Consider the following 20,620-nt stretch of genomic DNA (forward strand, 5'->3'; position numbering starts at 1 on the left):
TGTCTGACTACGGCACATCGTGCTGGGGTCCAACCGAGCAGAGCGGAAGGAGCCCGGCCGATGCGACGAGGGTGGAAGCTGGAGGACCTCATCGAGTGCTGGACGCTGGATGAGGCGGAAGCTCAGCTGCTGGGTAACAAGACCGGCGCGACGCGGCTGGGTTTCGCCCTGATGCTGAAGTTCTTCGAGCAGGAGGCCCGGTTCCCGCGCCGGGAGGATGTTCCCAAGCCCGCGGTCGACTACGTGGCGGGCCAGGTCAAGGTGGACCCGGCGCTGTATGCCGCCTACGAGTTCACCTCCCGCCAGGCCTCCAACCATCGCTCGCAGATCCGGGACTTCCATGGATTCCGGGAACCGACGGTGGCGGACGAGGACAAGCTGATCTTCTGGCTGGCGCGCGAGATATGCCCGGTGGAGACCGCGCGCGAGCGGCTGCGGGCGGCGCTGCTGGCCCGCTGCCGTGAGGAACGGGTGGAACCACCCACCCCAAGCAGATCGAGCGCCTGACAGGCGCGGGCGAGGCGATGTTCGAGCGGGAGTTCACCGCCACCACCGTCCAGCGCTTGCCAGCCGCGGCCGTCGCCGCGCTGGAGGACTTGATCGCGGTTCCCGATCCCGTCCCCGAAGGCAAGGAAGAGGGCGGGGACGGCGGCGCGGCGATGCACAGCTTCTTGCAGGAGCTGAAGGAGGACCCGGGGCCGCTGCAGCTGGAGACGCTGCTGGCCGAGATCGTCAAGCTGGAGCGGGTCAAGACGATCGGGCTGCCGGAGACGCTGTTCGAGGGGACCTCGGAGAAGGTCGTGGAGGCGTGGCGGGCGCGGGCGATGCGCATGTACCCCTCCGACTTCGCCGCCGCGCCGGAGGCGATCAAGCTGACCTTGCTGGCGGCGTTGAGCTGGGTGCGCAAGACCGAGATGATCGACGGCCTGGTCGAGCTGCTGATCCAGCTCGTGCACAAGATCAGCGTGCGGGCCGAGCGGAAGGTCGAAAGAGAGCTTGGTAGCGAGTTCCGGCGGGTGCAGGGCAAGCACGGCATCTTGGCCCGACTCGCCCAGGCGGCTCTGGACCTGCCGGAGGAGCTCGTCCGCACGGCGATCTACCCGGTGGTGGGCACCACCACGCTGGCCGACATCATCGCCGAGGCAAAGGCGAATGAGAACGAGTTCCAGACCCGGGTGCGGGTCAAGCTGCGCGGCTCCTACTCGCGGCACTACCGGCGCGGGCTGCCCAAGCTGCTGCGCGCGCTGGACTTCCGCTGCAACAACACCACCTTCCAGCCGGTGATGGACGCGCTGGCGCTGCTGGAGCGTTACGCCGACTCCGAGGCCGTCTTCTACGACCGCGCCGAGACGGTGCCGATCGAGCACGTGGTGCCCGAGGACTGGCAGGAGGCGGTGGCCGACAAGCGCGGCCGCATCGAGCGCATCCCGTACGAGCTGTGCGCGCTCGTGGCGCTGCGCAAGGCCATCCGCCGACGGGAGATCTGGGTAGAGGGTGGCAAGACCTGGCGCAACCCCGAGGCCGACCTGCCGGCCGACTTCGACGACAACCGCGACGTGCACTACGAGGCCCTGGCCAAGCCCCGCGACACGGCGGTGTTCATCGCCGACCTGCAACGCCGTCACACCGCCGCCCTGGACCGGCTGGAGACGGCGCTGCGCAAGGGCACCACCGGCGGGGTGACGATCACGAGGAAGAAGGGCGAGCCGTGGATCAGCGTGCCGCCGCTGGACAAGCAGGAGGAGCCGGTCGGGCTGAAGGCGCTGAAGGCGGAGATCTCCCGCCGGTGGGGCGTGATCGACCTGCTGGACGTGCTCAAGGACGTCGCCCACGTCACCGGCTACACCGCCGCGTTCACCTCAGTGGCCTCACGCACCGTCACCGAGGAGGAGGTGCTGCGGCGCCGGTTGCTGCTGTGCCTATACGGGCTAGGCACGAACGTCGGGATCAAGCGGGCGGCCGGCGGGGTGGCGGCGGCCGCGCTGCCGGCCGGCCAGCTCGACAACGAGGCGGCGCTGCGGCGCACCCGCCGGCTGTTCATCAACCGCGACAACCTGCGCGGCGCGATCCGCCTGATCGTCAACGCCACCCTGACGGCGCGTGATGTGACCCTGTGGGGCGAGGGCACCTCGTGCGCATCCGACTCGCGCAAGTTCGGCTCGTGGGTGGCCAACGCGACGACCGCGAGCACGCCGAGGTCTCGGCGCTGGCGCTGCACCTCCTCGCCGCCGCCATCACCTACCTCAACACGCACCTGATCCAGATGGTGCTGCGCGATCCCGCCTGGAAGAAAAGATTGGGCCCGGCAGATCGGCGCGGGCTGACCGCCCTGTTCTGGTCACATCTCAACCTGTATGGGCGCTTCGAGCTTGACATGAACCGCCACCTGGAGTTGGAGGCCGTCGCCGATCCACTGCGGTGAGTAGAAGCGCTGGCACACCGGTTGGTCGGCGCGGGCCTGCACTCCTGCGGGGCCATGGTCGTCCCGCAGGAGCCTCACTGTCAGCCTCCCGCCATTTCCTCGGCGTGCTCCTTGTCGTGCCCTCCCTCATCCACGAGCGTGCAGGGCCGCACGGAGCTACCCGCCTTGGCCAGCCAGGCCCCCAGGCTCCAGCTGACCCCCGGATCGTTGCCGAGCCTGAACTCCAGCACCAGGGTCTCTCCGGGCCTCATGAACTTTGGGGAGATCCTGAACTTGCCCTTGGAGACGGGGCGGGTGACGTCCCTGGACCGCCAGTTCTCTGGCCGGTAGAACTCCTTACGTTGCTCCGCAGTCAAGTTCTTGGGGTTGGGCGAGCCATACATATAGTCCGCGCCGACGAACCGGCCGGACGCGCACTTCTTGTCCCGTGGGTTGTAGGTGACGTCGGCCTTGATGCCCTGGGCGTTCAGCGCGGCCTGCAAGCCTTCGGGATCCTGCAGCTCGTTGATCGTCACGATCAGCGTGCCGTCGGGGTTCTTCGCCACCGCGTAAGCGGGCTCGCCGTCCCCGATCAGCAGCAGTGCGGCGACAACGGCCACCGCGACGCCGGCCGCGACCAGCAGCCGTGGACCAGTGAAGATCGCCCGGCCTCCCCCGAAGATGCGCCGGCGCGCGGGCGGGCCGTCCATTCCGTCCAGCAGCCGCCGCCGCGCTCCGGCGAGGTCGTCCAGAGTCCCCGGGGGAGTCACCCACATGGTTTTGAGCTCGTCCATCATTCTGCTCCTCGTTCTAGTGCCTGACGAACCCGGGTGCGGGCCCGGTTGAGTCGTGAGCGCACGGTTCCCACAGGGATGGCAAGTGCGTCCGCGACCTCCTGGTAGCTCAGTTCGGCCCAGGCGACGAGCAGCAGCACATCGCGATCGGCTCGATTGAGTTTCAGCAACGCCCGTGCCAGCGGCCGGTTGACGGCCAGGGTGCCGACCCCGTCCTCGACCGGTGCGCCGGACACCTCCGCCGGATGCACCCCACTGCGGATGTAGGCGCGGTAGAGGCTCATCTCGGTGCGCCGATGCTTGCCGATCAAATTGGAGGCGATGCCGTACAGCCATGGGCGGGCGTTGGCGCGGGCCTTGTCGTAATCGCCCCGGCGCTGGAAGGCGGTCAGAAAGGTGTCGGCCACGACGTCCTCGGCCTGGCTGGGACCCAGTCGCCGGACCACGTAGCCATGGAGGTACGGCGCATGCCGGTCGAATAAGACGGCGAAGGTCTCCGGCTCGTTCAGCGACCTCTCGATGAGGGTCGCATCGTCAGCCTTGATGACGTCGCGTATGGGGTCATGCATGTCGACCCCTTCTTGGCGTATGCCGGTCACACGTACTCTTGTCGCGCCAGACCGAAATGGTTCACGCCTGTCTTGGGCCCGAACCGATGGAGTGTCCGGGCCATGCCCGCAACGGCGCTGTCGGGCAACACCGCCTACTCGTCCGCCTCCCCGAGGGCATAGTGAAGTCTTCGCCCAGTTCACCGAGCAGGTGAAGGCGCGGATGGTCGGTACGCGGGTGGCGTCGCGGGAGGCGTAGGCGGCCTGGACGCACGAGGTGTGCAGGCGTCGGTGACTACGACGGCTCCGTCCTCGTAGCAGTCCGGCCCGAACGCACCATCTGCATGCCATTCCTCGAGTGCCTCGCCACCGCTCCTGGTGGCCGGCAGATCCTCCTGGATGACGTGCATCGTCGTGTCCTCTATCACAGCGCCCATCTGGCCGATCCTCACGAGCTGGCCTCGGCGCAACCGGGCGACACGGTCTTCCTGGTGCCCGGATCCTCGGCCGAGGCGACGATCGCCGTGGTGCCCGTCGGCCACCAGGCCGGCTGATCCCTACCCGGCGGCGAGGTGATCAGCTCCTGGCTGGAACCTCGCCGTCATCGGCCAGCACCCGGTAGATGCTGGCCACCGAAAGATGCCGGCCCTTGTTCTTGCCCGAGGGGATGACCAGCTTGCGGGCGATGTCGGGGACCGCCACGCCTCGGGCGCGCAGCGACCGGGCATAGGCGATCATGTCGTCGTCGAACACCTTGGGGCGGCCGCCGTGCCGGCCGCGCTCGCGGGCTGAGGCCTGGTCCTCGAGGGACTTCTCCCGGATGTACTCCCGCTCGGACTCGGCCATGCCGGCGAAGAAGGCGAACAACGCCGCCCCGTGCCCTGAGGGGTTGTAGATGCCCTGCAGCGGGCCGCTCAGCAACTCCAGCTCGATATCGTGGCGGCGTAGTTCCTCGGCGATGGCGAGCAGCTCGGCGGCACCCCGCCCCAGGCGCTTCATCTCATGCACGGTAAAAATCACGCGCTGATGCGGGACGGCCTGCTTGATGGTGCGGGCGTAGTCCATCGCCTTGGCGAACTCCGGCCGCAGCTTGATGCGCGTGCTGATCTTCTCGGCGAAGATCGGTTCGCAGCCCGCCTCCTTCAGAGCCTCGAGCTGACTGTCCAGCTCCTGCTGCGCCGTGCTGCACCGGGCATAGCCCACCCGGGTCGGCCTCCTCGCGGCCGCAGGCGCTACAGCGTCCAGGGCCGGTCCCACCTGCCAGACGCGGCCGGGCCCACGCTCGGGGGAGTGCGCACCTCCAACTCAGTACGCAACTGCGGCACCAGCATGAAGCGAGGCGTGTGGTACTTGGGCGCGACCTTGCCGCCCCGTGTCCGGCAGGTGCTGCCCGCGGGCGCCTCACGCATCGGGCAACCGAACTGTTCGACAGCGGCGGCGGGGTCCGCGAACTCGGTCATGTCGCAAAACCTAGCGCGGACGCTGTTCTGAGAGGACGGTGTTGCGAGAGGTTATGAGAACGAAGATCGAGGACAAACCGGACACTCGCCGGATGGTCGCGAGCTCTCGCAGAACTGGTCATTTCTGATGACACGAGCGGTCACGATCACTACACAGAGCTACCTTGCGTCCGGTCGGGCCGACCCGAGCGGTGGGCCACCACCGGGGTGTCAAGGTCCAGCAGTCCGTGGTCGACCTGCCGCATGATCAGCGTGGTGGTCAGGACCTTGGTGACGGAGCCGAGGAGGAAACCGGTGTCCTCGCGCATCGGGGCGCCGGTGGCGAGGTTCGCGGTGCCGTGGGCGACGACGATCTGCTCGCCGGCGTGGTGGACGCCGGCGACGAATCCGGGGATGTCGCCGGACTCGCAGGAGGTGGCGGCCTGCTCGCGGATCTGGGCTTCGACGGTGTGCAGTGCGTTGTTCATGCGGAACATCGTGGAGCCTTGCCCTAGGGGCAGGGTCAAGCGGGAACGGGAAATCGGTTCCTCGGCGGCCGGCCTGCCTGATCGCGTCCGTCGAGTTCGGCTTCCTGTGCGGTGGACGCGTGCCTCAAAGGCCCAGGCGGGCGGCGATGCCGTCGAGGACGCTGTCGAGGCCGAATTCGAACTGCCATTGGGCGTCGTCCTTGCGGGCGGCCGTGTGCAGGTACCGCTGAAAAGTGGGATAACGGCCGGTTCGCATGTGCCACATCATCAACGGGGCGAGGGTGTCGCGTAGTTCGTCCCCGTCGGACAGGTTCTGCTCGGCGATCAGGGTGCTGACGGCACTCTCGTAGTTCATGGAGCCGTGCACATAGGCGTCCACGGTACGGAAGGCGCTCATCATCGCGTCAGCGTCGAGCCCCAGGCCGTCGAGGGCCGCCAGGGCCTTTTCGGCCACGGCCATCCGACGAGGTGTGAGGGAGAGCTTGGCCTGCGGGGGCAACTGGGCGAGCCATCGGTGATCGAGCATCAGCCGGCGCGTGCGCACGGCGAGCGTTCGCAGGTTCTCGCGCCAGCCGAGGCCGTCGGGCAGGCTCAGGCCGGCGTAGACGTGATCGACCATCAGCTCCAGCAAGTCGTCCTTGCCGGACACGTGGCGGTAGGGCGCCATGGGGGCGACGCTCAGCTCGGCCGCGAGACGGCGCATGGTGACCGCCTCCAGGCCCTCGGCGTCGGCGATCGCGACGGCGGCCGTGGCGATGCGCTGCGGCGACAGCACCTGGCGGGGCGTGGGGGCGGGCCGCTCCAGCCGTTCCCACAGCGACACGTTCTCATCCGTGGCCACAGTCAGGGCCTCCCTTCCAGGCGCAACAGATACAACGTATCAGAAGTAGACAACGTACACAGTGGTGCGTACATTGTCTCTCGCGAATACGTTGTACACATTGGGGGAACGACATGCTCAAGATCGCCGTCCTTGTCGGCAGTACCCGTGATGGCCGCTTCGGTCCCGCCGTGGCCGGCTGGATCATGGACCATCTGGCCCGGCGGGAGGACATGAACGCTGACCTGATCGACCTGATCGAGACCCCGCTGCCGACCGTCTACCCCGTACTCGGGCAGCCGCCCGCCACGCAGGAGGCCAAGGACCTGCTGGCGGCCGTGTCACCGCGGATGGCGGCGGCCGACGCCTTCGTCATCGTGACGCCCGAGTACAACCACAGCTTCCCGGCGGCGCTGAAGAACGCCATCGACTGGCACAACACCGAGTGGCACGCCAAGCCCGTCGCGTTCGTCTCCTACGGCGCCTTCTCCGCCGGGCTGCGCGCCGTGGAGCAACTGCGGCTCGTCCTGGCCGAACTGCACGCCGTGACCATCCGCGACAGCGTCGGCCTGCAGCATCCCTGGGCGCAGTTCGACGGCGACGGCAAGGCCGTCGACCCGGCCGCCGACGCCGCGGCCGAGGTCATGCTGGACCGGCTCGCCTGGTGGGCGCACTCGCTGCGCGAGGCCAGGACCGCCCGCCCCTACGCGGCCTGAACCGCCATGTCCCGTCTCGGCGTCTTCGGACTGCTCATCGGCATGTTCCTGGCCATGCTCGACGGCCTGATCGTGGGCACCGCACTGCCCACGATCGCCGGTGATCTCGGCGGCCCGGACCAGCTGCCCTGGGTGGTGACCGCGTACATGCTCGCCAGCGCGGCCACCACCCCGATCTGGGGCAAACTCGGCGACCTGTTCGGCCGCAAGCCCACCTTCATCACCTCGATCGTGCTCTTCCTGGCGGGGTCCGCGCTCTGCGGCCCGGCGCACGACATGATCCAGCTCATCGTCTTCCGCGCCGTCCAGGGGCTCGGCGCGGGCGGGCTCATGGTCGGCGCGCTGGCCATCATCGGCGTCCTGGTCCCGCCTCGCGAGAGCGGGCGGCTGCAGTCGATGATCGGCGTCATCATGCCGGTCGCCTACGTCGGCGGACCTCTGCTGGGCGGCTTGCTCACCGACCACCTGAGCTGGCGCTGGACCTTCTACGTCAACCTTCCCCTCGGCGCCCTGGCCCTGCTGCTCATCGTCACCCGCATCCAGGTGCCGCCCGCCGTACGCGCCCGGCCCCGCATCGACTACGCCGGGGCGACCCTGCTGACCACCGCCACCGTCGCCCTGACCCTGCTGGCGGGCGGGACCCCGTGGATCCTCGGCGCGATCGGCCTGCTCGCCCTGGTCGCCTTCGTGGCCGTGGAACGTCGTACGGCGGAGCCGATCATGCCGCCCAGGCTCTTCGCAGACCGGAACTTCACCCTGGCCCAGATGCTCAGCCTCCTGGTCGGCGCGGTGATGCTCACCGTGACGAACTACCTGCCGCAGTACATGCAACTCGTCCAGGGCGCCTCCCCGGCGGCCGGCGGCATGCTGCTGCTCCCGCTCATGTTCGGCACGCTCGGCGCCCAACTGGTCACCGGCCGCCTCATCAGCGCCAACGGCCGCTACCGGATCCACCCCATCCTGGGCGGGGCGCTCATGACCGCGGGTGCGTCGGCCCTGTTGCTCCTCGACGGCGACATCCCTGCCACCCTCGCCTCAGCCCTCACCCTCCCCATCGGCGCGGGAATCGGGCTGGTGATGCAGAGCACCACCCTGATCACCATGAACAGCGCCGATCCCCGCGACATGGGCGCCGCCAACGGCACACTCACCCTGGCGCGCACCGTCGGCGGATCGCTCGGCATCGCCCTGCTGGGCACCCTGTACGCCGCCCGGATGGGGGACGGACTGGCCGCCCGTCTGGGCCCGGCCGAAGCCGACCGCCTCACCACGGGGGGCGAACTCACCCCTGCTCTGCTCCCGGGCCTCCCCGAACAGACGGCGGATGCCGTACGGCTGGCCGTCACCGACGGCCTGCACGCCATGCTTCTCGGCACCGTCGTTCTCGGTGCGGCCGTCCTCGCCCTTGCCTGTCTGGTCCGCGAGACCCCGCTGCGTTCCGGCGTTCCCGACCCTGAGCCGCCGGGCCGACCCGCCGGGCAGCGCCCGACGCGGCGCCGGCAGATCGACGCTGTCCCCGGGGCGCTGGAGAACAACGGTCCCATCGGCCGGTGCGCGTCAGAGTAGGCGTACGGGTCCCGTGGACTCGCGCTCGATCAACGCCGGGCTGTGACACCCACTCCCGCGCCTCCGTGCGCACCTTGATCAGGAGCCTTGGGCCCCCACGCGCCACACCGGAACAGGTCGCGCGGCTGCAGTCGGCCCTGGAAGGGCAACTGCGGCCGTGAGCGCAGGTCCGCCGGCCACACCCGCCAGGGCGGAGAGCGCCGGTGTGTCAGCAGGGCTGGAGAGCGGGCAGGCGGCCCTGGAAGAAAGCGCCGGGGTGACGCCCATCAACGTACGGAACTCGGCCGTCATGTGGGACTGGTCGTAGTAGCCGGTGGCCGTGGCCAGATCGGCCCAGTGGGGGCCGCCGGCGCGACCGAGGGCGAGGGCTTTGCGGACGCGTTCGATGCGTTCGTCCGTGGGCGCCACCTGCGCGGGCCCGCTGGGCGCCAGGTCCGGCTGGGGCGGCCGGTGCCGAACACGACGGGCCAGGGCAGGGATGGCGTGTCCTGCACCTCGCCGCCGCGCGTCGGCGGGCCGAAGCCGATGCCCACGACGTTGGGGTGGCCGTGATCACGCCGGTTCCGGTCGCGATGCCGAATGTCCGGGACGCTGAGCAGTTCGGGTAGCGCTTGGGCGACAGGCCGACGGCGTCGGCGAACACGCCGCCCTGTTCGAGCTCTCCTGCCGCGCCGGGGCCCGCCTCGCGGGCGCGCCGCCCCAGGACGTGGACGCGCTCGGCCACTGCGGCAGGGCGCTCGGCCTTGCCTTCCAGGCCGCCGACGACACCCTCGACGTCATCGCGCCGCAGTCGGCCCTCGGCAAGCGGCCCGGCACCGACCTGCGCGAAGGCGTGTACGGCCTGCCCGTCCTGATCTCGCTGCACCAGAGCGGCCCGGACAGCGACCGGCTGCGGGAACTGCTGCGCCGCGACGACCTCGGCCCGGCCGAGCAGGAGGAGGCGTGCGCCAGGATCGCCGCCTCGGGCGGGATCAGCGGCGCGTCCGCCATCGCATGGTTATCACCGTGGAAGGCGGCCAGCGCCTCGTGCTCAGCCACCAGGCCGGTCAGGCCGCCGTTGGTCTCGATCGTCTCCAGCACCGCCCGGCCGGTCTCGTGCCGGCGCCGCACCGCCGTCCACCGCGCAGACCCTCGCCGAGGTCGGCGGGGATGTCCCGGTCCTGACCTTTGACGATCACCGTGGCGGTCCGGGCGCCGTCCAATGGGTCTACTGGGACTCCGGCACCGCCCACCTGCTGCGCCTGCCCGACGGCTGCGCGCGCACGCACGGACCGCTGTTCTCGGCCTGGCGTTGTCGCGTCCCCGCCCGTGTCGGGGCAGGCCGGCGACGAGTCGGGCGCGCCCCTATCGGCGGTGCACGTACAGGTAGACGGTGAAGAAGCCGTCCTCTTCGCACTTGTAGGTGCGGTAGACGCCGTTCTGCACACCGATCCTGCCGGTGCTGTCGCAGATGGCATAGGCGCGCTCGATGGGCCACCTGGTCCAGGCATCGATCGGACCTTCCCACTCGTCGGCGTGCGCGGCACTTCCTACGGCAAGCCCTCCGGCCACCGCTACGACGGCAGCGGCGACGGCGATGATCTTTCGCATATCGGTTCCCCTTAACTGTCGCTCTCTAAGAGCGACGCGCTTCACCCGTTCAGCTACTTAGGGTGTCATTGTCGTCACAAAGTTGCCTGGAATCGCCTCTGACGGTGCCGGGCGCTCACCGCACCTTTGCCGGAATGCCGCAGACATCGCCGAAAGTATCGACTACCTGCGCGAGCGGCCCTTGGAGCGGACGGGGCGTGCCGGTGCTCCAGGTCGAGGTCCTCGACGTTGAGGGCGAGGACCTCGGCGGCTCCGGCCGCGGCCAAGACCGCGAACATGAAACGGCCCTCCTTTGGAGGCCAGATCAAAGTTCTCCGTCAGCGACACCACGGTGATGCCGCAGTCGCGCAGCTCGTTGACCGTGGTCAGCACGTGCCCCGCTGAGCGGCCCCACCGGTCGGACTTCCAGAACTTCAGGGTGGCGCCCGCCTTGGGCAGCGCCAGGAGCGCCTCCCATGCCTGGCGGGTGGGCGGCATGGAGCCCGGTCAGGCCCAGGCGCTGTACCCGATGGCGTCCCGGTAGACGGTGGCGGGACATTCGAGCACCTCGCCGCCGGGCATGTGCAGGTTGAGTCGTCCGCCGTTGGTGGGTTTGCAGTGCGTGACGAAGACTGGCCCGGGATAGCGGACGCTCTCGGGCCGGATGCAGTCCACGTCGTACAGTCCCAGCGGGTTGCGGAAGCGAATGGCACCAACGAATCCTGGATCGGTGCACTCACCGACCACGCGGGCCGCACCAAAGACACCCGCCCGGTCGGTCCGCACACCGTCAGCGGCTGCCGGAGCCACCGAGACACCCGTGGCTAGCGTGGCGAACGCCGCCACGACTATGGTCGCGCGTAGGTGAGAACGCACATGAACTCCTCTCTCCAGCCGCTGGCATCCAGCGGCTGAGCTTCTGAAACCATGGCTCCTGCCTGGTATCGGGGCCGGTTGGCCGCCATGCGAGTCAGCTAAGCCATGCAGCCGAGGCGTCCAACAGGGACTCGGACGGACTCGTCCAGACTCGACCACCGGCCGGCCGGCCCCCTGCTGGAGCTGGAGGCGTTACCGCGCCGCATCCGGCGCTGGGATCAGACCGAGCCACCGCAGCGCCAGATCCCCCCTCCGGTCGGGCTCACCCGAAACCCCAGCTGGACACCGACCGCCCAGCCGTACGGTGCGGTGGACTTGGGCAACGGCGGCAGTGTGGACCTCAACCCGTACGACTGACACAAACTGGGCGGGAGCCACCTCATTAACGTGTCGCGGTCACTGACAAAAGCTTGTCGCGCAACACGGGCCGCACCGCGTCAGCCTGGACGGCGATGTTCGTTTCAGTCTTGACCACCGGCCCAGCGCGTCGGCCGACACCCACGCATCGCGAGGCGGCTTCCGGACAGCACGCCACCCGGTTTCGCCTCCAGGCGCGCAGTGACCGAGTATCACCCTCACTGACATCTACTTGTCGCGAGCCACTGAAGAACCTGTCGTTTCCACTGACAGAAACTCGTCGCTCAACACATCGGACATTCAGGATTGCCACTTTCTGACCCACAAGGGTCATCATCAAATCAGAGCCAAGATCGATGTAAGAATCCAGGTATCGCCGGCGCGATACGCAAGTCCGAGAACCTGCATGTCAGGGCGCAGGGGGTGATCCGGCATGGCGTGGGTCACCGTGCTGGGCCCATCCCCGGCGCAGATCGACTACCGGCTTCGCGAGGGCGCCGGATGCGATCAGGTCGGCTACCGGCTGGCCGACGACGGCACGGGAGACGAGCTCACCGGTGAGCAGGAGGCCGGGCGCGGCCTGACGTGGATCGGCGCCGGGCTGGCCCAGTTCGGGGTGGAGGGCATGGCGGCGGGCGCACCGTTGACCGCCCAGCAGCACCTGGCGGCCCGGGCGTTGATGGACGGCTGCCACCCGGGTACCGGCGAGCGGCTGGTGGAGCCGAAGAAGGCCACCGACCCGCTGTCGCAGCTGGCCGCGATGCCGTTGCTGGAAGCGCTGCAGCAGGCCGCAGGCGACGCCAGCGTCACCGTGGCGGAGCTGCTGGCGAGAGTGAAGTGGGCGGTGGCGCGGGCGGGCCGGCTGCAGCGCGGGGTGGAGCGGCAGCGTGAGGCGCACCGGATCCCGATCGGCGACGCCGAGCGGCTGGCCACGGTGGCCGGCCTCGACCTGGAGGCGCTCTATGACGCCGACCGGCTGCAGGCCGCGCGGGCGCACCGCCACTCGCGGGTGCAGGTCGGCAACCGCGGCTATGACCTGACGCTGGACCTGCCCAAGAGCGTGTCGGTGCTGTACGGGCTGGCCGACGACGAGCTCGCCCGCGGGATCGAGGACGCCTTCGCCCAGGCGGTGGCCGACACGGTGGCCGCGGTCGAGGAATGGGCCGGTTACGGCATCCGCGGGCACAAGGGCGAGGGCGCGCTCGGCGAGCGGGTCGAGGGCACCGGGTTGATGGGCTGGGTGATGTGGCATCGGTCGGCCCGGCCGGTGCGCGGGCAGGTCGGCGACCCGCATCTGCACGCGCATGTGGTGCTGGCCAACATGGTGCGCGGCGTCGATGGCAAGTGGGGCGTGTTCGGCGACGGGGGCCGGGACCTGTACCGCCATGACAAGGCCGCGGGCACGCTGGTGCAGGCCCGGCTGCGCCGGTTGCTGACCGAGCGATACGGCACCGTGTGGAAGCGCGACGCGCACACCGGCGCGTGGGAGATATCCGGTATTGGCGCCGAGCTGCGCGCGCTGTTCTCCAAGCGCGGCGACCAGGCCGCCGCCGAGTTGCTGGACGCGATGGGTGTCCAGGACGTCGCGGCGGCGAGTACCGCGCAGCGCAAGACGGCAGGCGCCAAGACCCGTGAGGACAAGGGCAGCGTCCGCGCCCCGGCCGGGGCGGTGGACGCGCGCATGTCCTGGCGGCGGCAGGCACGCGCCGCCGGTGTCGAGCTGGCCCGGCTGACCGCCGCCTGCGTGGGCGCCGCGGCGGAGTTACCGCAGCGGCCTTCGCCGGAGGAGATCGCGCAGTGGATCTGGCGGCCGGATGACGGGCTGACCGGCCACACCAAGATCGTGACCCGGGCCGACGTGCTGGCCGAGGTGCTGGAGGCGTTACCCGACGGCGTGGCCGATCTGACCGACGCCGACGCGCTGACCGACCGGGTGCTGCAGCACGGCCCCGTGGTGCCGCTGGGCATCGCGGCCGGCGCGGCCACGTTGACCAACGGCGCCCGCTACACCTCCCTCGATGTCACCGGCGCCGAGCAGGTGGCCCTGCAGGCCGCCCGGGACGGGTACGGCGCAGGCCTGGCCGTGGTGGACGAGACGGCCGCCGAGCTCGCGCTGGGCGCCTTCGAGGCCGGCACCGGCCTGCCGTTGTCGCCGTCGCAGCGGGCGGTGCTGGAACGGCTGGTGCGCGGCGGGCACGCGGTCGAGGCGGTGATCGGCGTGGCCGGCGACGGAAAGACGACCATCATGGCGGCCGCCCGTTCGGCGTGGGAGAGCCGCGGCCTGGTGGTCGCCGGCGCGGCCACCGCCGCGGTGGCCGCGCTGGGGCTGGCCGCCGAGTCCGGCATCGGCTCCGGCACGGTCGCCACCTGGCTGCGGCGCATCACCGGCGGGCCCGGCCTGGACGGCGTGGACGTCCTGGTGGTCGACGAGGGCGCGATCGTCGATGACCGGCAGCTGGCCGCCCTGCTGAGCGAGGCCAGACGCACGGCCACCAAGGTGGTGCTGATCGGCGACCCGGTCCAGCTACGCGCCGTCGGCGTGGGCGGGGCGTTCGCCGCGATCCACCGCCAGGTCGGCGGAGCGGTGCTGGAGGAGAACCGGCGCCAGCGTGACGACGGCGAGCGGGCCGCCCTGCGGCTGTGGCGGGCCGGGCAGCGCGAGCAGGCCCTGCACACCTGGAGGGCTACCGGGCGCGTGCACGCCGGGCGCACAGCTGAGGACACCCTGGCCGCGATGCTGGCCGACTGGCAGCAGGCCCGCGCCGCGTACGCCGGCGACGTGCACGCCGAGCTGGCCGACCTGGCGCTGCTGGCCGGCGGCAACGCCGACGTCGACCGGCTGAACGGCGCGGCCCGCGCGGTCCGGCGCGCCGCCGGTGAGATCACCGGCCCGGACATGTGCTACCGGCAGGCCGGCGGCCGGCGGCCGCACCCTCGCCCTGGCGGTAGGCGATCATGTGCGGGTCCACAAGAACGACTACCGGGCCCGGCGCGGCCAAGGCGCCGACGTGCTCAACGGCTACCGCGGCCGGGTGCTGGCCATCGACGACGAGCGGCGGGTACTGGTCGAATGGCGCGCCCCGCACGCCGACGGACCACGCCTGGAACAGCAGTGGCTCGACCCCGGCTTCATCGCCGCCGGCGGGCTCGGGTACAGCACCGCCATGACGGTGGCCGCCACCCAGGGCGCCACCCTCGACCGAGCCCTGGTCTACGGGTACGGGCTGGACCCGCACAGCCTGTACGCGGCGATGAGCCGCGATCGTGAGGCTGCCTGCCTGTATCTGCCGCGCGAGCTGCTGGAGAGCGACGCCGACCGGGCCCGCCTCGGCGAGCCGGAAGGGCATGAGGTCGAGCTGCAGCGCGCCGTCGCCGCCTATGCCGCCACCCTGCGCGGTGACCGCGCCGACCGGCTGATCACCGCTGAGCCCGAGCCGATCGCCCGCCATCACGCAGAACGCGCCGCATCCGAGCGCGGCGACGAGATCGAGCATGGCGTCGAGCCTCCTGCGGTGGTTGCCGACCCAGATGGCGAGGACCTGCGACAGGCCCGTCGAGAGCTGGCCGACGCCGAGCGTGAGGCGATGGCCGCCGTCCGCCGAGCCGGTGCGCTGCTGGCGCTGACCCGCAGCCCTTACGGGGTTGGTCTGCTCACCGACGGCCAGCTCGCCGCCCGCCAGCGTTCGCTGGGCGAGCGCGTCACGGCGGCGGCCGCCGCCATACAGGCCGCAGAGCAAGAGGCGCGCCTCTACGCCCGCGACGGCGGCGGACCTGCCGAGCAGGCCGCGCTGCTGAAGCGGGCCCGCCTGGTCGAGCAGGCGCGCCAGGTCCAGGCCGCCGAGCAGGCCGCCCGCCGACTACAGCAGGCCCGCCAGGACGTGGCCGACGGCCGCGAGCAGATCCGCCGGCTGGTCCAGCGCGAGAACCGCCTGCAGCACGAGTTGGACGGGCTGGGCCACCTGCGCCCCTCCCACAGGGCCCGGCGCCGCGAGTTGGAGATCGCGCTACCCCAGCTGTGCGAGGAGCTGGCCGCCGCGCGCGAGCGCGTGGCCCTGCTGCTGCAGCAGAGCCCGGCGCTGGAGGCGGCCGCCGAGCAGGCCGCCGCCTTGGCCCCGCCGGTCACCACCTGGCCGCTGATCTGGCACCACCACCTGGACCTCGAGCGCGATCTGGAAGATGTTCGGCGCGGGGCACGAGCACGCGACGTTGACGACGCCGCTCAGCGCGCCGGGCGGGCCCGGCAGGCGCACCAGGCTGCCCAGGCCGAACTGGCCGCCGTGCACGACGAACGCCGACGCCGTACCGGCCTGCCGCCCGACCGGCGCGATATCGAGTGTGCCGCCCGCGCCGACCACGCCCAACGTCAGCGCGAGGCCTCCGGCTACGGCGATGGCCCCGTGCGCCCGGCCGTCGGCCGGCAGAGCGAACGCGCTCGCCAGCAGCCCTACCGGCCGCCGCCTGTGCGCGGCGTCGACCGCGGGCCTGGCCTGAGCCGCTGAGCGCGGTGATCTAGGCGCCCCGGGGTGCGCGAGGTTGTGACCGCCGCCGGAGGCCTGGTCATACCAGGAGCGCTCGGAGGCGTGGGCTGCTCCTAGGGAGGCTGACCGTCCGGCCAGGGAGGGAACGAGGGCTGCTCGGTCTCGAATGGCCAGGTCGGAAGATCCTGGTGAGCGTCGGCGGCGGCGGGGGTGCCGGAGGTATAGACGAACGAGGCGCTGCCGTCGGCTTCCTCTGGGTCTTGTGTTTGCGCCGCCGCTGTTTTGAGGGCACCGGCCAGATCCCTCAGAGCTGGCCACGCCGGCCCGTACTCGGCCTGGGCCGCAATAGGGTCTTGCATCAGTCGGCTGGGAGCGGGTGGGGCGTCGGCGGGGGGCGTCTGTTCCGGCAGAGATTCGATCATGTGGGGCAGGTGCTGTTGCGGCATGCCGAGCCGTCGAGAGAGGTGGTCGGCGCGGACCTCCCCTGCCCCGTGGACCTGGCGCTGGACGCCTCAGGGCGGGGCGAGATCGAGCTGTCGGTCCGGCTGACCGGCGACCCGGACAAGGTGATCACGGTCGCCGACCCGGTGGGCGCGGGCCGGCACGGCGTGCGCTTCTCCAAGAGCAAGGGGCTGCGCCCGCCGCTCGACGTGCTGCCGAGGATCCCGATCGCCGAGGTCTTCCCCCTGGAACGCGTCGCCGACGCCCATCGCCGCAGCCAGGACGGCCACCTGCTCGGCAAGCTCGTCCTCAACACGGAACCGTTCCTGCCGCGATAGTGGGCAGGATGGTCCCCATGCTGGAGACCTCCGCCCGCCTGCTCAAGCTGCTCTCTCCTGCTCCAGGCGCATCGCGACTGGTCGGGCCCGGAGCTCGCGACCCGGCTGCGGCTCTCGACCGGGACGATCCGCAACGTCGCCGAACGCCTGCGCTCGCTCGGCTATCCCGTGCACGCGATGCCGGGGGTGGCGGGCGACTACCGGTTGGGCGCGGGGGCCGCGCTGCCGCCGCTGCTGCTGCTCGACGACGAGGGGGCCGTGGCGGTCGGGCGCGGCAGGGCGGCGGGCGGCGGAGTGGAGGGGGCGACTTCGAGGTGCTCGACCCGCCGGAGCTCGCCAGCCGGCCGTGCGTCGCGGCCACCTCCTCGGCTGTGGGGGCGGGCACGGAGATGAGCAGCTCGACGTCCGACGGGGACAGGCTCCAGGACATCGCTTCCGGCAACTGCGGGCGCATCGGATCGTAGAGCTGCCCGAGCGCGGGGCGGAAGGTCATGGCCATCGCAGGTAGTCTCCTCGGTCACGGGCGCTGGGGTGCGGCAGGCCCGCGGCTGCCGCGTTCGCCGTCGTCATCGCACGTCGTCATCGCACATCGGTCATCGTGCGTCGGTCATCGTGCGGCGTCACTGTGGCGGTCATCGTCACGGCCACGGGCCTCGTTCTTGTCTCCGGCAGACTGGGCGCGACGATCGAACGCATCACGAGCCGTGTCGCTACCAGGATTCCTGGCTGCCGCGGACTTGCGGCTGGAGCTCATCTTCAGCCCGGAGCACGCCGCCCGGGCCGCCGAGCTGGCCGCGCGGGAGAACGGCTGCTGCTCCTTCTCCACCTTCACCCTGACCATCGCCGACGGCGGCCTGGCGCTGGAGGTGGCGGTCCCGGCCGAACACGTCGAGGTGCTGGACGCGCTGAGCGAGCGCGCCGGCGCGGCGCTGCCCGTGTGAGGCACAGCCTGAGACAGGACATTGTGGTGCAGGGAAGTCTGAACCGGTCGTATCTGCGCAGCGGGCAGGTGGCCGAGCAGGCCCGGGGTCAACCTGCAGACCCTGCGCTACTACGAACGCCGCGGGCTGATCACCGAACCGGCGCGCAGCCCCGGCGGGCACTGCACCTACCCGCCGGAGACCGTCACCCTGCTGACCGTGATCAAGGCCGCGCAGCGGCTCGGCTTCACCCTGGAGGAGGTGGCCGAGCTCCTCGATACCGGCCGTCGCGGCCATCCCACCCCGGCCCTGCGCGCCCGCGCCCAGGACAAGATCGCCGAAGTGGACGCCAGATTGCGGACCTGACCACGATCCGGGCGGCGCTGAGCACGGTGGTGAGCGCCGGCTGCGACAGCCTGACCCACTGCACCTGCCCCGACTGCCCGCTGCCGTTTGCCGACCTGGCCGCGGGCCGTACTGCCGAGGAGAACTGATCGCCGTGAGCACCCACCACGACGGCCACTCCCTGACCGGCAGCGCCCCCGTCGGTGCGAACATGGGGCCCGTCCCGGTGACGCTGTCGGCTCCCGGCCGGGTGCCGAGCGAGCCCGGCACCGGCACCGGCACCGACGGCGGCGGGCCACCGCTGCGCAGCAAGGTGACCGCCGTCCTGGCGGTGCTGGCGTCAACCAGGGCGAGTCCGAAGAGGCCCAGCATGTCCGCGAGGTCCGTCAGCACCATCTCAACGAGATGGCCACGCTGATGGAGACCATGATGGACAGCGGCATCCGCGTGCCTCCTACGACCCGCAGACCGCACAGGACATCATCGAGACCGGTCTGCTGACCCACCCAGAAGCACTGTCGACTCTGTCCCCCGCCGCAGAGGACGCCTGAACAATCCCGCCCTCGATTACGCAGAGCTACCTTGCGTCCGGTCGGGCCAACCCGAGCGGTGGGCCCAGTAGATGGCTGCGGCGGAGCCCCAGGGTTCCCCGCAGTATTTGCGTGGTTTGGTGATAAACCCGATCTTGGCCTTGGCGAAAGGCAGGCCCGCCCTCTTGAAGTGGGCGCCCCATGACCGGTTGAGACAGTTCAGCACTGCGGTCAGGTACCGCTTGGCGGAGGCGACGGTCTTCGGCCCGACTTCGCGCTCCGGGCACTGGCTCGCTTGGAGTTCGCCCGTACGGTACAGCTTGTTCGCGGTCAGAACTCGGGCCCGGATGGGGAAGGCGGATGTCGCGTGTGCGGTGCCGGATAACGGGGTGCCGGATAACGGGGTGCCGGATAACAGCAGGCTGGCGAGCGTGGTGGTGGCGACAAGGGTGACGAAACGCGTGATCGCCATCTTAAGGAGGGATGCCGGGCCTTGTATCGGCGTCCTCAGGCGGGCCCGCCGCAGACGCCGGCGCGGCTCGCGGTGAGACCGCCCCTGACCGCGCGTCCCGGACGTGTGGTTCTGCTCGGATCAGCACCCGTTCATCTGAGCCACGGGGACGCCGGGCTGGGCCCAGAGCAGGTAGGAGACGGCGCCAGCGCCGGACTGGGCAATCCGAGGTTGACGCGCTCCTCGACCGGGCCGACGCCGCGCATCAAGCGGTGAACGAGATCGTGACGATCAGCCCCGCCTCTCCGCCCAACGTGTCCGCGAACTGTCGCGCGCCGCGGACCTGTGCGAGCAGCAGCAGGCTGCACAGATGGTCGAGCAGGCCGGCTGTGAGGCGTAGATACCTCGATGTGCCCGATGTTCAGATCGTCCCCTCGGATTCGGCAACGATTAGCCCGCTCCGCGCGCGGTTCGTCTCGGAATGGCGGCCAAACCCAGCGCCGAGTACGTCGGTGCCCCTTCCACGAGCAGGCTCGGCAGCTCCGGCTGGCCGAGCTGGCGACACTCATCGACCAAGCCCTGGCGGAGGTGGGCCAGGCCGAAACGGCGGTCGCAGGGATCGAGGCACGTCAGCGGGTCGTTGACGCCGAACCGAGCGGTCCCCCAGCCGACAGCGAGGTGCGCGTGGCACACGCGGACCTCGCCGCAGCCACGATGCGTTATCACGACGCCGCCACCAGAGTAGAGGAACAGGAGAACGAAGCCGTCTGGGCGCGGGAGGACCTGACCGCAGCGTTGGCCGAACGTGACCGAGCAGCTGCGGACACCGCCCTACCCGCCGATCATGCCGGTCTGGGGCACGTTCGTGAGGCGTTGACCAGCTATCGGCAAGCAGTCACCGAGCTTGTCACCGCCGCCCATCTGCACACCGGCCGCCTGACCGAGCTCGCGACCTGGGCTGCCGAACTGGTCCAGGCACAGCGCGGGCGGGACCGGATGCGGGAAGCCGAAAGTGCTGCGACGAGGGACGGCCCGCTCAAGGTAGAGCACCTGAGGAGCTACGCCACGTCAAGAGCCGGGATCTGGTCAGCCATCATGCACAGCACAAGGGGCCTCACCGCACACACCGGACACTTGCCTACGAGTCTCGAGGTCCCGCTGGAGGCCCTGCCCGCTCGGGCGCACCGGATTTGCCTTGATCCGCTGCCCGAGGCTCGCTGCGGCCCTCGGGCGAAGCCGACTCCTTGGTTTTGGTGAGTGAGTACGGGCGAAGCCCGTTCCATATCGGTTGTAACGGTGCGTGGTATGTAAGAACCTGACGGACGCCTTTACTTTGTAGATTACAACAAGGCACTTTGGCCTAGTACTACAGCGAGGCTTTGAGATGTTTCAGTCGATGTCTTCTGTAGTGGCTGGCTCGGGCGCGGGTCTGATGGAGGCGCCGGTAGTGGGACCAGGCCAAGGCATGGGCGAGGGGTGGGACGAGAGTGCTGGTCAGGTGTGCCAGCAGACGGCGGATCTCGGCTGGTGTGAGGCGGACCAG

The 20,620-nt window shown here is 70.4% G+C and carries 24 protein-coding genes and 2 pseudogenes; 16 read left to right on the forward strand and 10 right to left on the reverse strand.

Annotated features, from left to right (window positions below; genetic code table 11):
* Positions 1–60 precede the first annotated feature (60 nt).
* The 3 genes from AB0J46_RS49135 to AB0J46_RS49145 are packed head-to-tail and all read left to right on the forward strand — an operon-like array spanning position 61 to position 2,422.
* A complete protein-coding gene (locus AB0J46_RS49135) occupies positions 61–507 on the forward strand; it encodes a DUF4158 domain-containing protein (RefSeq protein WP_364343457.1) in 447 nt (148 codons plus the stop codon).
* Positions 508–524: 17 nt separating this feature from the next.
* The gene (locus AB0J46_RS49140) at positions 525–2,258 is read left to right on the forward strand and encodes a Tn3 family transposase (protein ID WP_364343460.1); all 1,734 of its coding nucleotides are present in this window, start codon (positions 525–527) and stop codon (positions 2,256–2,258) included.
* The gene (locus AB0J46_RS49145; RefSeq protein ID WP_364343463.1) at positions 2,162–2,422 is read left to right on the forward strand and encodes a Tn3 family transposase; all 261 of its coding nucleotides are present in this window, start codon (positions 2,162–2,164) and stop codon (positions 2,420–2,422) included. Before AB0J46_RS49140 ends, AB0J46_RS49145 begins: the two co-directional genes overlap by 97 nt.
* An 80-nt stretch (positions 2,423–2,502) precedes the next feature.
* Here AB0J46_RS49145 and AB0J46_RS49150 read toward each other — a convergent pair whose 3' ends face one another.
* Together AB0J46_RS49150 and AB0J46_RS49155 are read right to left on the reverse strand one after the other, a co-directional pair.
* Entirely contained in the window at positions 2,503–3,198 is a 696-nt protein-coding gene (locus AB0J46_RS49150; protein WP_364343466.1) for a hypothetical protein, read from the reverse strand.
* Positions 3,195–3,764, reverse strand: coding sequence for an RNA polymerase sigma factor (locus tag AB0J46_RS49155; protein ID WP_352326681.1), 570 nt, complete (start codon positions 3,762–3,764; stop codon positions 3,195–3,197). Before AB0J46_RS49155 ends, AB0J46_RS49150 begins: the two co-directional genes overlap by 4 nt.
* A gap of 383 nt (positions 3,765–4,147) precedes the next feature.
* On the opposite strand from AB0J46_RS49155, the gene AB0J46_RS49160 reads away from it, so the two are divergent.
* Entirely contained in the window at positions 4,148–4,297 is a 150-nt protein-coding gene (locus AB0J46_RS49160) for a hypothetical protein (protein WP_364343469.1), read from the forward strand.
* 22 nt (positions 4,298–4,319) lie between these two features.
* On the opposite strand, the gene AB0J46_RS49165 is transcribed toward AB0J46_RS49160, so the two are convergent.
* The 4 genes from AB0J46_RS49165 to AB0J46_RS49180 form a co-directional block, all read right to left on the reverse strand.
* Complete coding sequence (locus tag AB0J46_RS49165; protein WP_364343472.1) at positions 4,320–4,946, reverse strand: recombinase family protein; 627 nt, start codon at positions 4,944–4,946, stop codon at positions 4,320–4,322.
* Positions 4,947–4,975: 29 nt separating this feature from the next.
* Complete coding sequence (locus AB0J46_RS49170) at positions 4,976–5,203, reverse strand: hypothetical protein (RefSeq protein WP_364343475.1); 228 nt, start codon at positions 5,201–5,203, stop codon at positions 4,976–4,978.
* Between the two features lie 149 nt (positions 5,204–5,352).
* The gene (locus AB0J46_RS49175; protein WP_364343478.1) at positions 5,353–5,670 is read right to left on the reverse strand and encodes a serine hydrolase domain-containing protein; all 318 of its coding nucleotides are present in this window, start codon (positions 5,668–5,670) and stop codon (positions 5,353–5,355) included.
* A 124-nt stretch (positions 5,671–5,794) separates the two neighbouring features.
* The gene (locus tag AB0J46_RS49180) at positions 5,795–6,511 is read right to left on the reverse strand and encodes a TetR/AcrR family transcriptional regulator C-terminal domain-containing protein (RefSeq protein ID WP_364343481.1); all 717 of its coding nucleotides are present in this window, start codon (positions 6,509–6,511) and stop codon (positions 5,795–5,797) included.
* Between the two features lie 113 nt (positions 6,512–6,624).
* On the opposite strand from AB0J46_RS49180, the gene AB0J46_RS49185 reads away from it, so the two are divergent.
* From AB0J46_RS49185 to AB0J46_RS49195, 3 genes are all read left to right on the forward strand, one after another.
* On the forward strand, positions 6,625–7,206 hold the full coding sequence (locus tag AB0J46_RS49185) for an NAD(P)H-dependent oxidoreductase (protein WP_364343484.1): 582 nt from the start codon (positions 6,625–6,627) through the stop codon (positions 7,204–7,206).
* A gap of 6 nt (positions 7,207–7,212) precedes the next feature.
* Entirely contained in the window at positions 7,213–8,772 is a 1,560-nt protein-coding gene (locus AB0J46_RS49190; RefSeq protein ID WP_364343487.1) for an MDR family MFS transporter, read from the forward strand.
* Positions 8,773–9,421: 649 nt separating this feature from the next.
* Positions 9,422–9,943 carry a polyprenyl synthetase family protein gene (locus AB0J46_RS49195; protein WP_364343523.1) on the forward strand — a complete coding sequence of 174 codons (522 nt, stop codon included), beginning with the start codon at positions 9,422–9,424 and terminating at the stop codon, positions 9,941–9,943.
* A gap of 173 nt (positions 9,944–10,116) precedes the next feature.
* Here the strand turns inward: AB0J46_RS49195 and AB0J46_RS49200 are convergent, their stop codons facing one another.
* From AB0J46_RS49200 to AB0J46_RS49210, 3 genes are all read right to left on the reverse strand, one after another.
* A complete protein-coding gene (locus AB0J46_RS49200; RefSeq protein WP_364343490.1) occupies positions 10,117–10,362 on the reverse strand; it encodes a hypothetical protein in 246 nt (81 codons plus the stop codon).
* Positions 10,363–10,524: 162 nt separating this feature from the next.
* Positions 10,525–10,839, reverse strand: a complete 315-nt coding sequence (locus tag AB0J46_RS49205) for a recombinase family protein (RefSeq protein WP_364343492.1) — start codon at positions 10,837–10,839, stop codon at positions 10,525–10,527.
* A 9-nt stretch (positions 10,840–10,848) separates the two neighbouring features.
* A complete protein-coding gene (locus AB0J46_RS49210; RefSeq protein WP_358005075.1) occupies positions 10,849–11,016 on the reverse strand; it encodes a hypothetical protein in 168 nt (55 codons plus the stop codon).
* Positions 11,017–12,007: 991 nt separating this feature from the next.
* On the opposite strand from AB0J46_RS49210, the gene mobF reads away from it, so the two are divergent.
* The 8 genes and pseudogenes from mobF to AB0J46_RS49250 all read left to right on the forward strand — a co-directional run bounded on the left by mobF (position 12,008) and on the right by AB0J46_RS49250 (position 18,514).
* Positions 12,008–14,842 (forward strand): MobF family relaxase, encoded by a 2,835-nt coding sequence (mobF, locus tag AB0J46_RS49215; protein ID WP_364343494.1) that lies wholly within the window; start codon positions 12,008–12,010, stop codon positions 14,840–14,842.
* The gene (locus AB0J46_RS49220; protein ID WP_364343496.1) at positions 14,739–16,073 is read left to right on the forward strand and encodes a hypothetical protein; all 1,335 of its coding nucleotides are present in this window, start codon (positions 14,739–14,741) and stop codon (positions 16,071–16,073) included. The genes mobF and AB0J46_RS49220 overlap by 104 nt, the downstream gene beginning before the upstream one ends.
* A 410-nt stretch (positions 16,074–16,483) precedes the next feature.
* Positions 16,484–16,831: a zinc-binding dehydrogenase gene (locus AB0J46_RS49225; RefSeq protein WP_364343499.1), complete on the forward strand. Its 348-nt coding sequence runs from the start codon at positions 16,484–16,486 to the stop codon at positions 16,829–16,831.
* Positions 16,832–16,848: 17 nt separating this feature from the next.
* Positions 16,849–17,134 (forward strand): annotated as a pseudogene (locus AB0J46_RS49230) (helix-turn-helix domain-containing protein); the annotation flags it as partial.
* 434 nt (positions 17,135–17,568) lie between these two features.
* Entirely contained in the window at positions 17,569–17,772 is a 204-nt protein-coding gene (locus tag AB0J46_RS49235; protein ID WP_364343502.1) for a hypothetical protein, read from the forward strand.
* Positions 17,773–17,874: 102 nt separating this feature from the next.
* Positions 17,875–17,970, forward strand: a pseudogene (locus AB0J46_RS49240) (MerR family transcriptional regulator); the annotation flags it as partial.
* Complete coding sequence (locus AB0J46_RS49245; RefSeq protein ID WP_364343505.1) at positions 17,971–18,117, forward strand: MerR family DNA-binding protein; 147 nt, start codon at positions 17,971–17,973, stop codon at positions 18,115–18,117.
* 133 nt (positions 18,118–18,250) lie between these two features.
* Positions 18,251–18,514 carry a hypothetical protein gene (locus tag AB0J46_RS49250; RefSeq protein WP_364343508.1) on the forward strand — a complete coding sequence of 88 codons (264 nt, stop codon included), beginning with the start codon at positions 18,251–18,253 and terminating at the stop codon, positions 18,512–18,514.
* 149 nt (positions 18,515–18,663) lie between these two features.
* Here AB0J46_RS49250 and AB0J46_RS49255 read toward each other — a convergent pair whose 3' ends face one another.
* Complete coding sequence (locus AB0J46_RS49255; RefSeq protein WP_364343511.1) at positions 18,664–19,098, reverse strand: hypothetical protein; 435 nt, start codon at positions 19,096–19,098, stop codon at positions 18,664–18,666.
* A 663-nt stretch (positions 19,099–19,761) separates the two neighbouring features.
* On the opposite strand from AB0J46_RS49255, the gene AB0J46_RS49260 reads away from it, so the two are divergent.
* Positions 19,762–20,334 carry a hypothetical protein gene (locus AB0J46_RS49260; protein WP_364343514.1) on the forward strand — a complete coding sequence of 191 codons (573 nt, stop codon included), beginning with the start codon at positions 19,762–19,764 and terminating at the stop codon, positions 20,332–20,334.
* The last annotated feature ends 286 nt before the right edge of the window (positions 20,335–20,620 follow it).

This window comes from Nonomuraea sp. NPDC049758 (genome assembly GCF_040674635.1).
In the GTDB taxonomy this organism is placed as follows: domain Bacteria; phylum Actinomycetota; class Actinomycetes; order Streptosporangiales; family Streptosporangiaceae; genus Nonomuraea.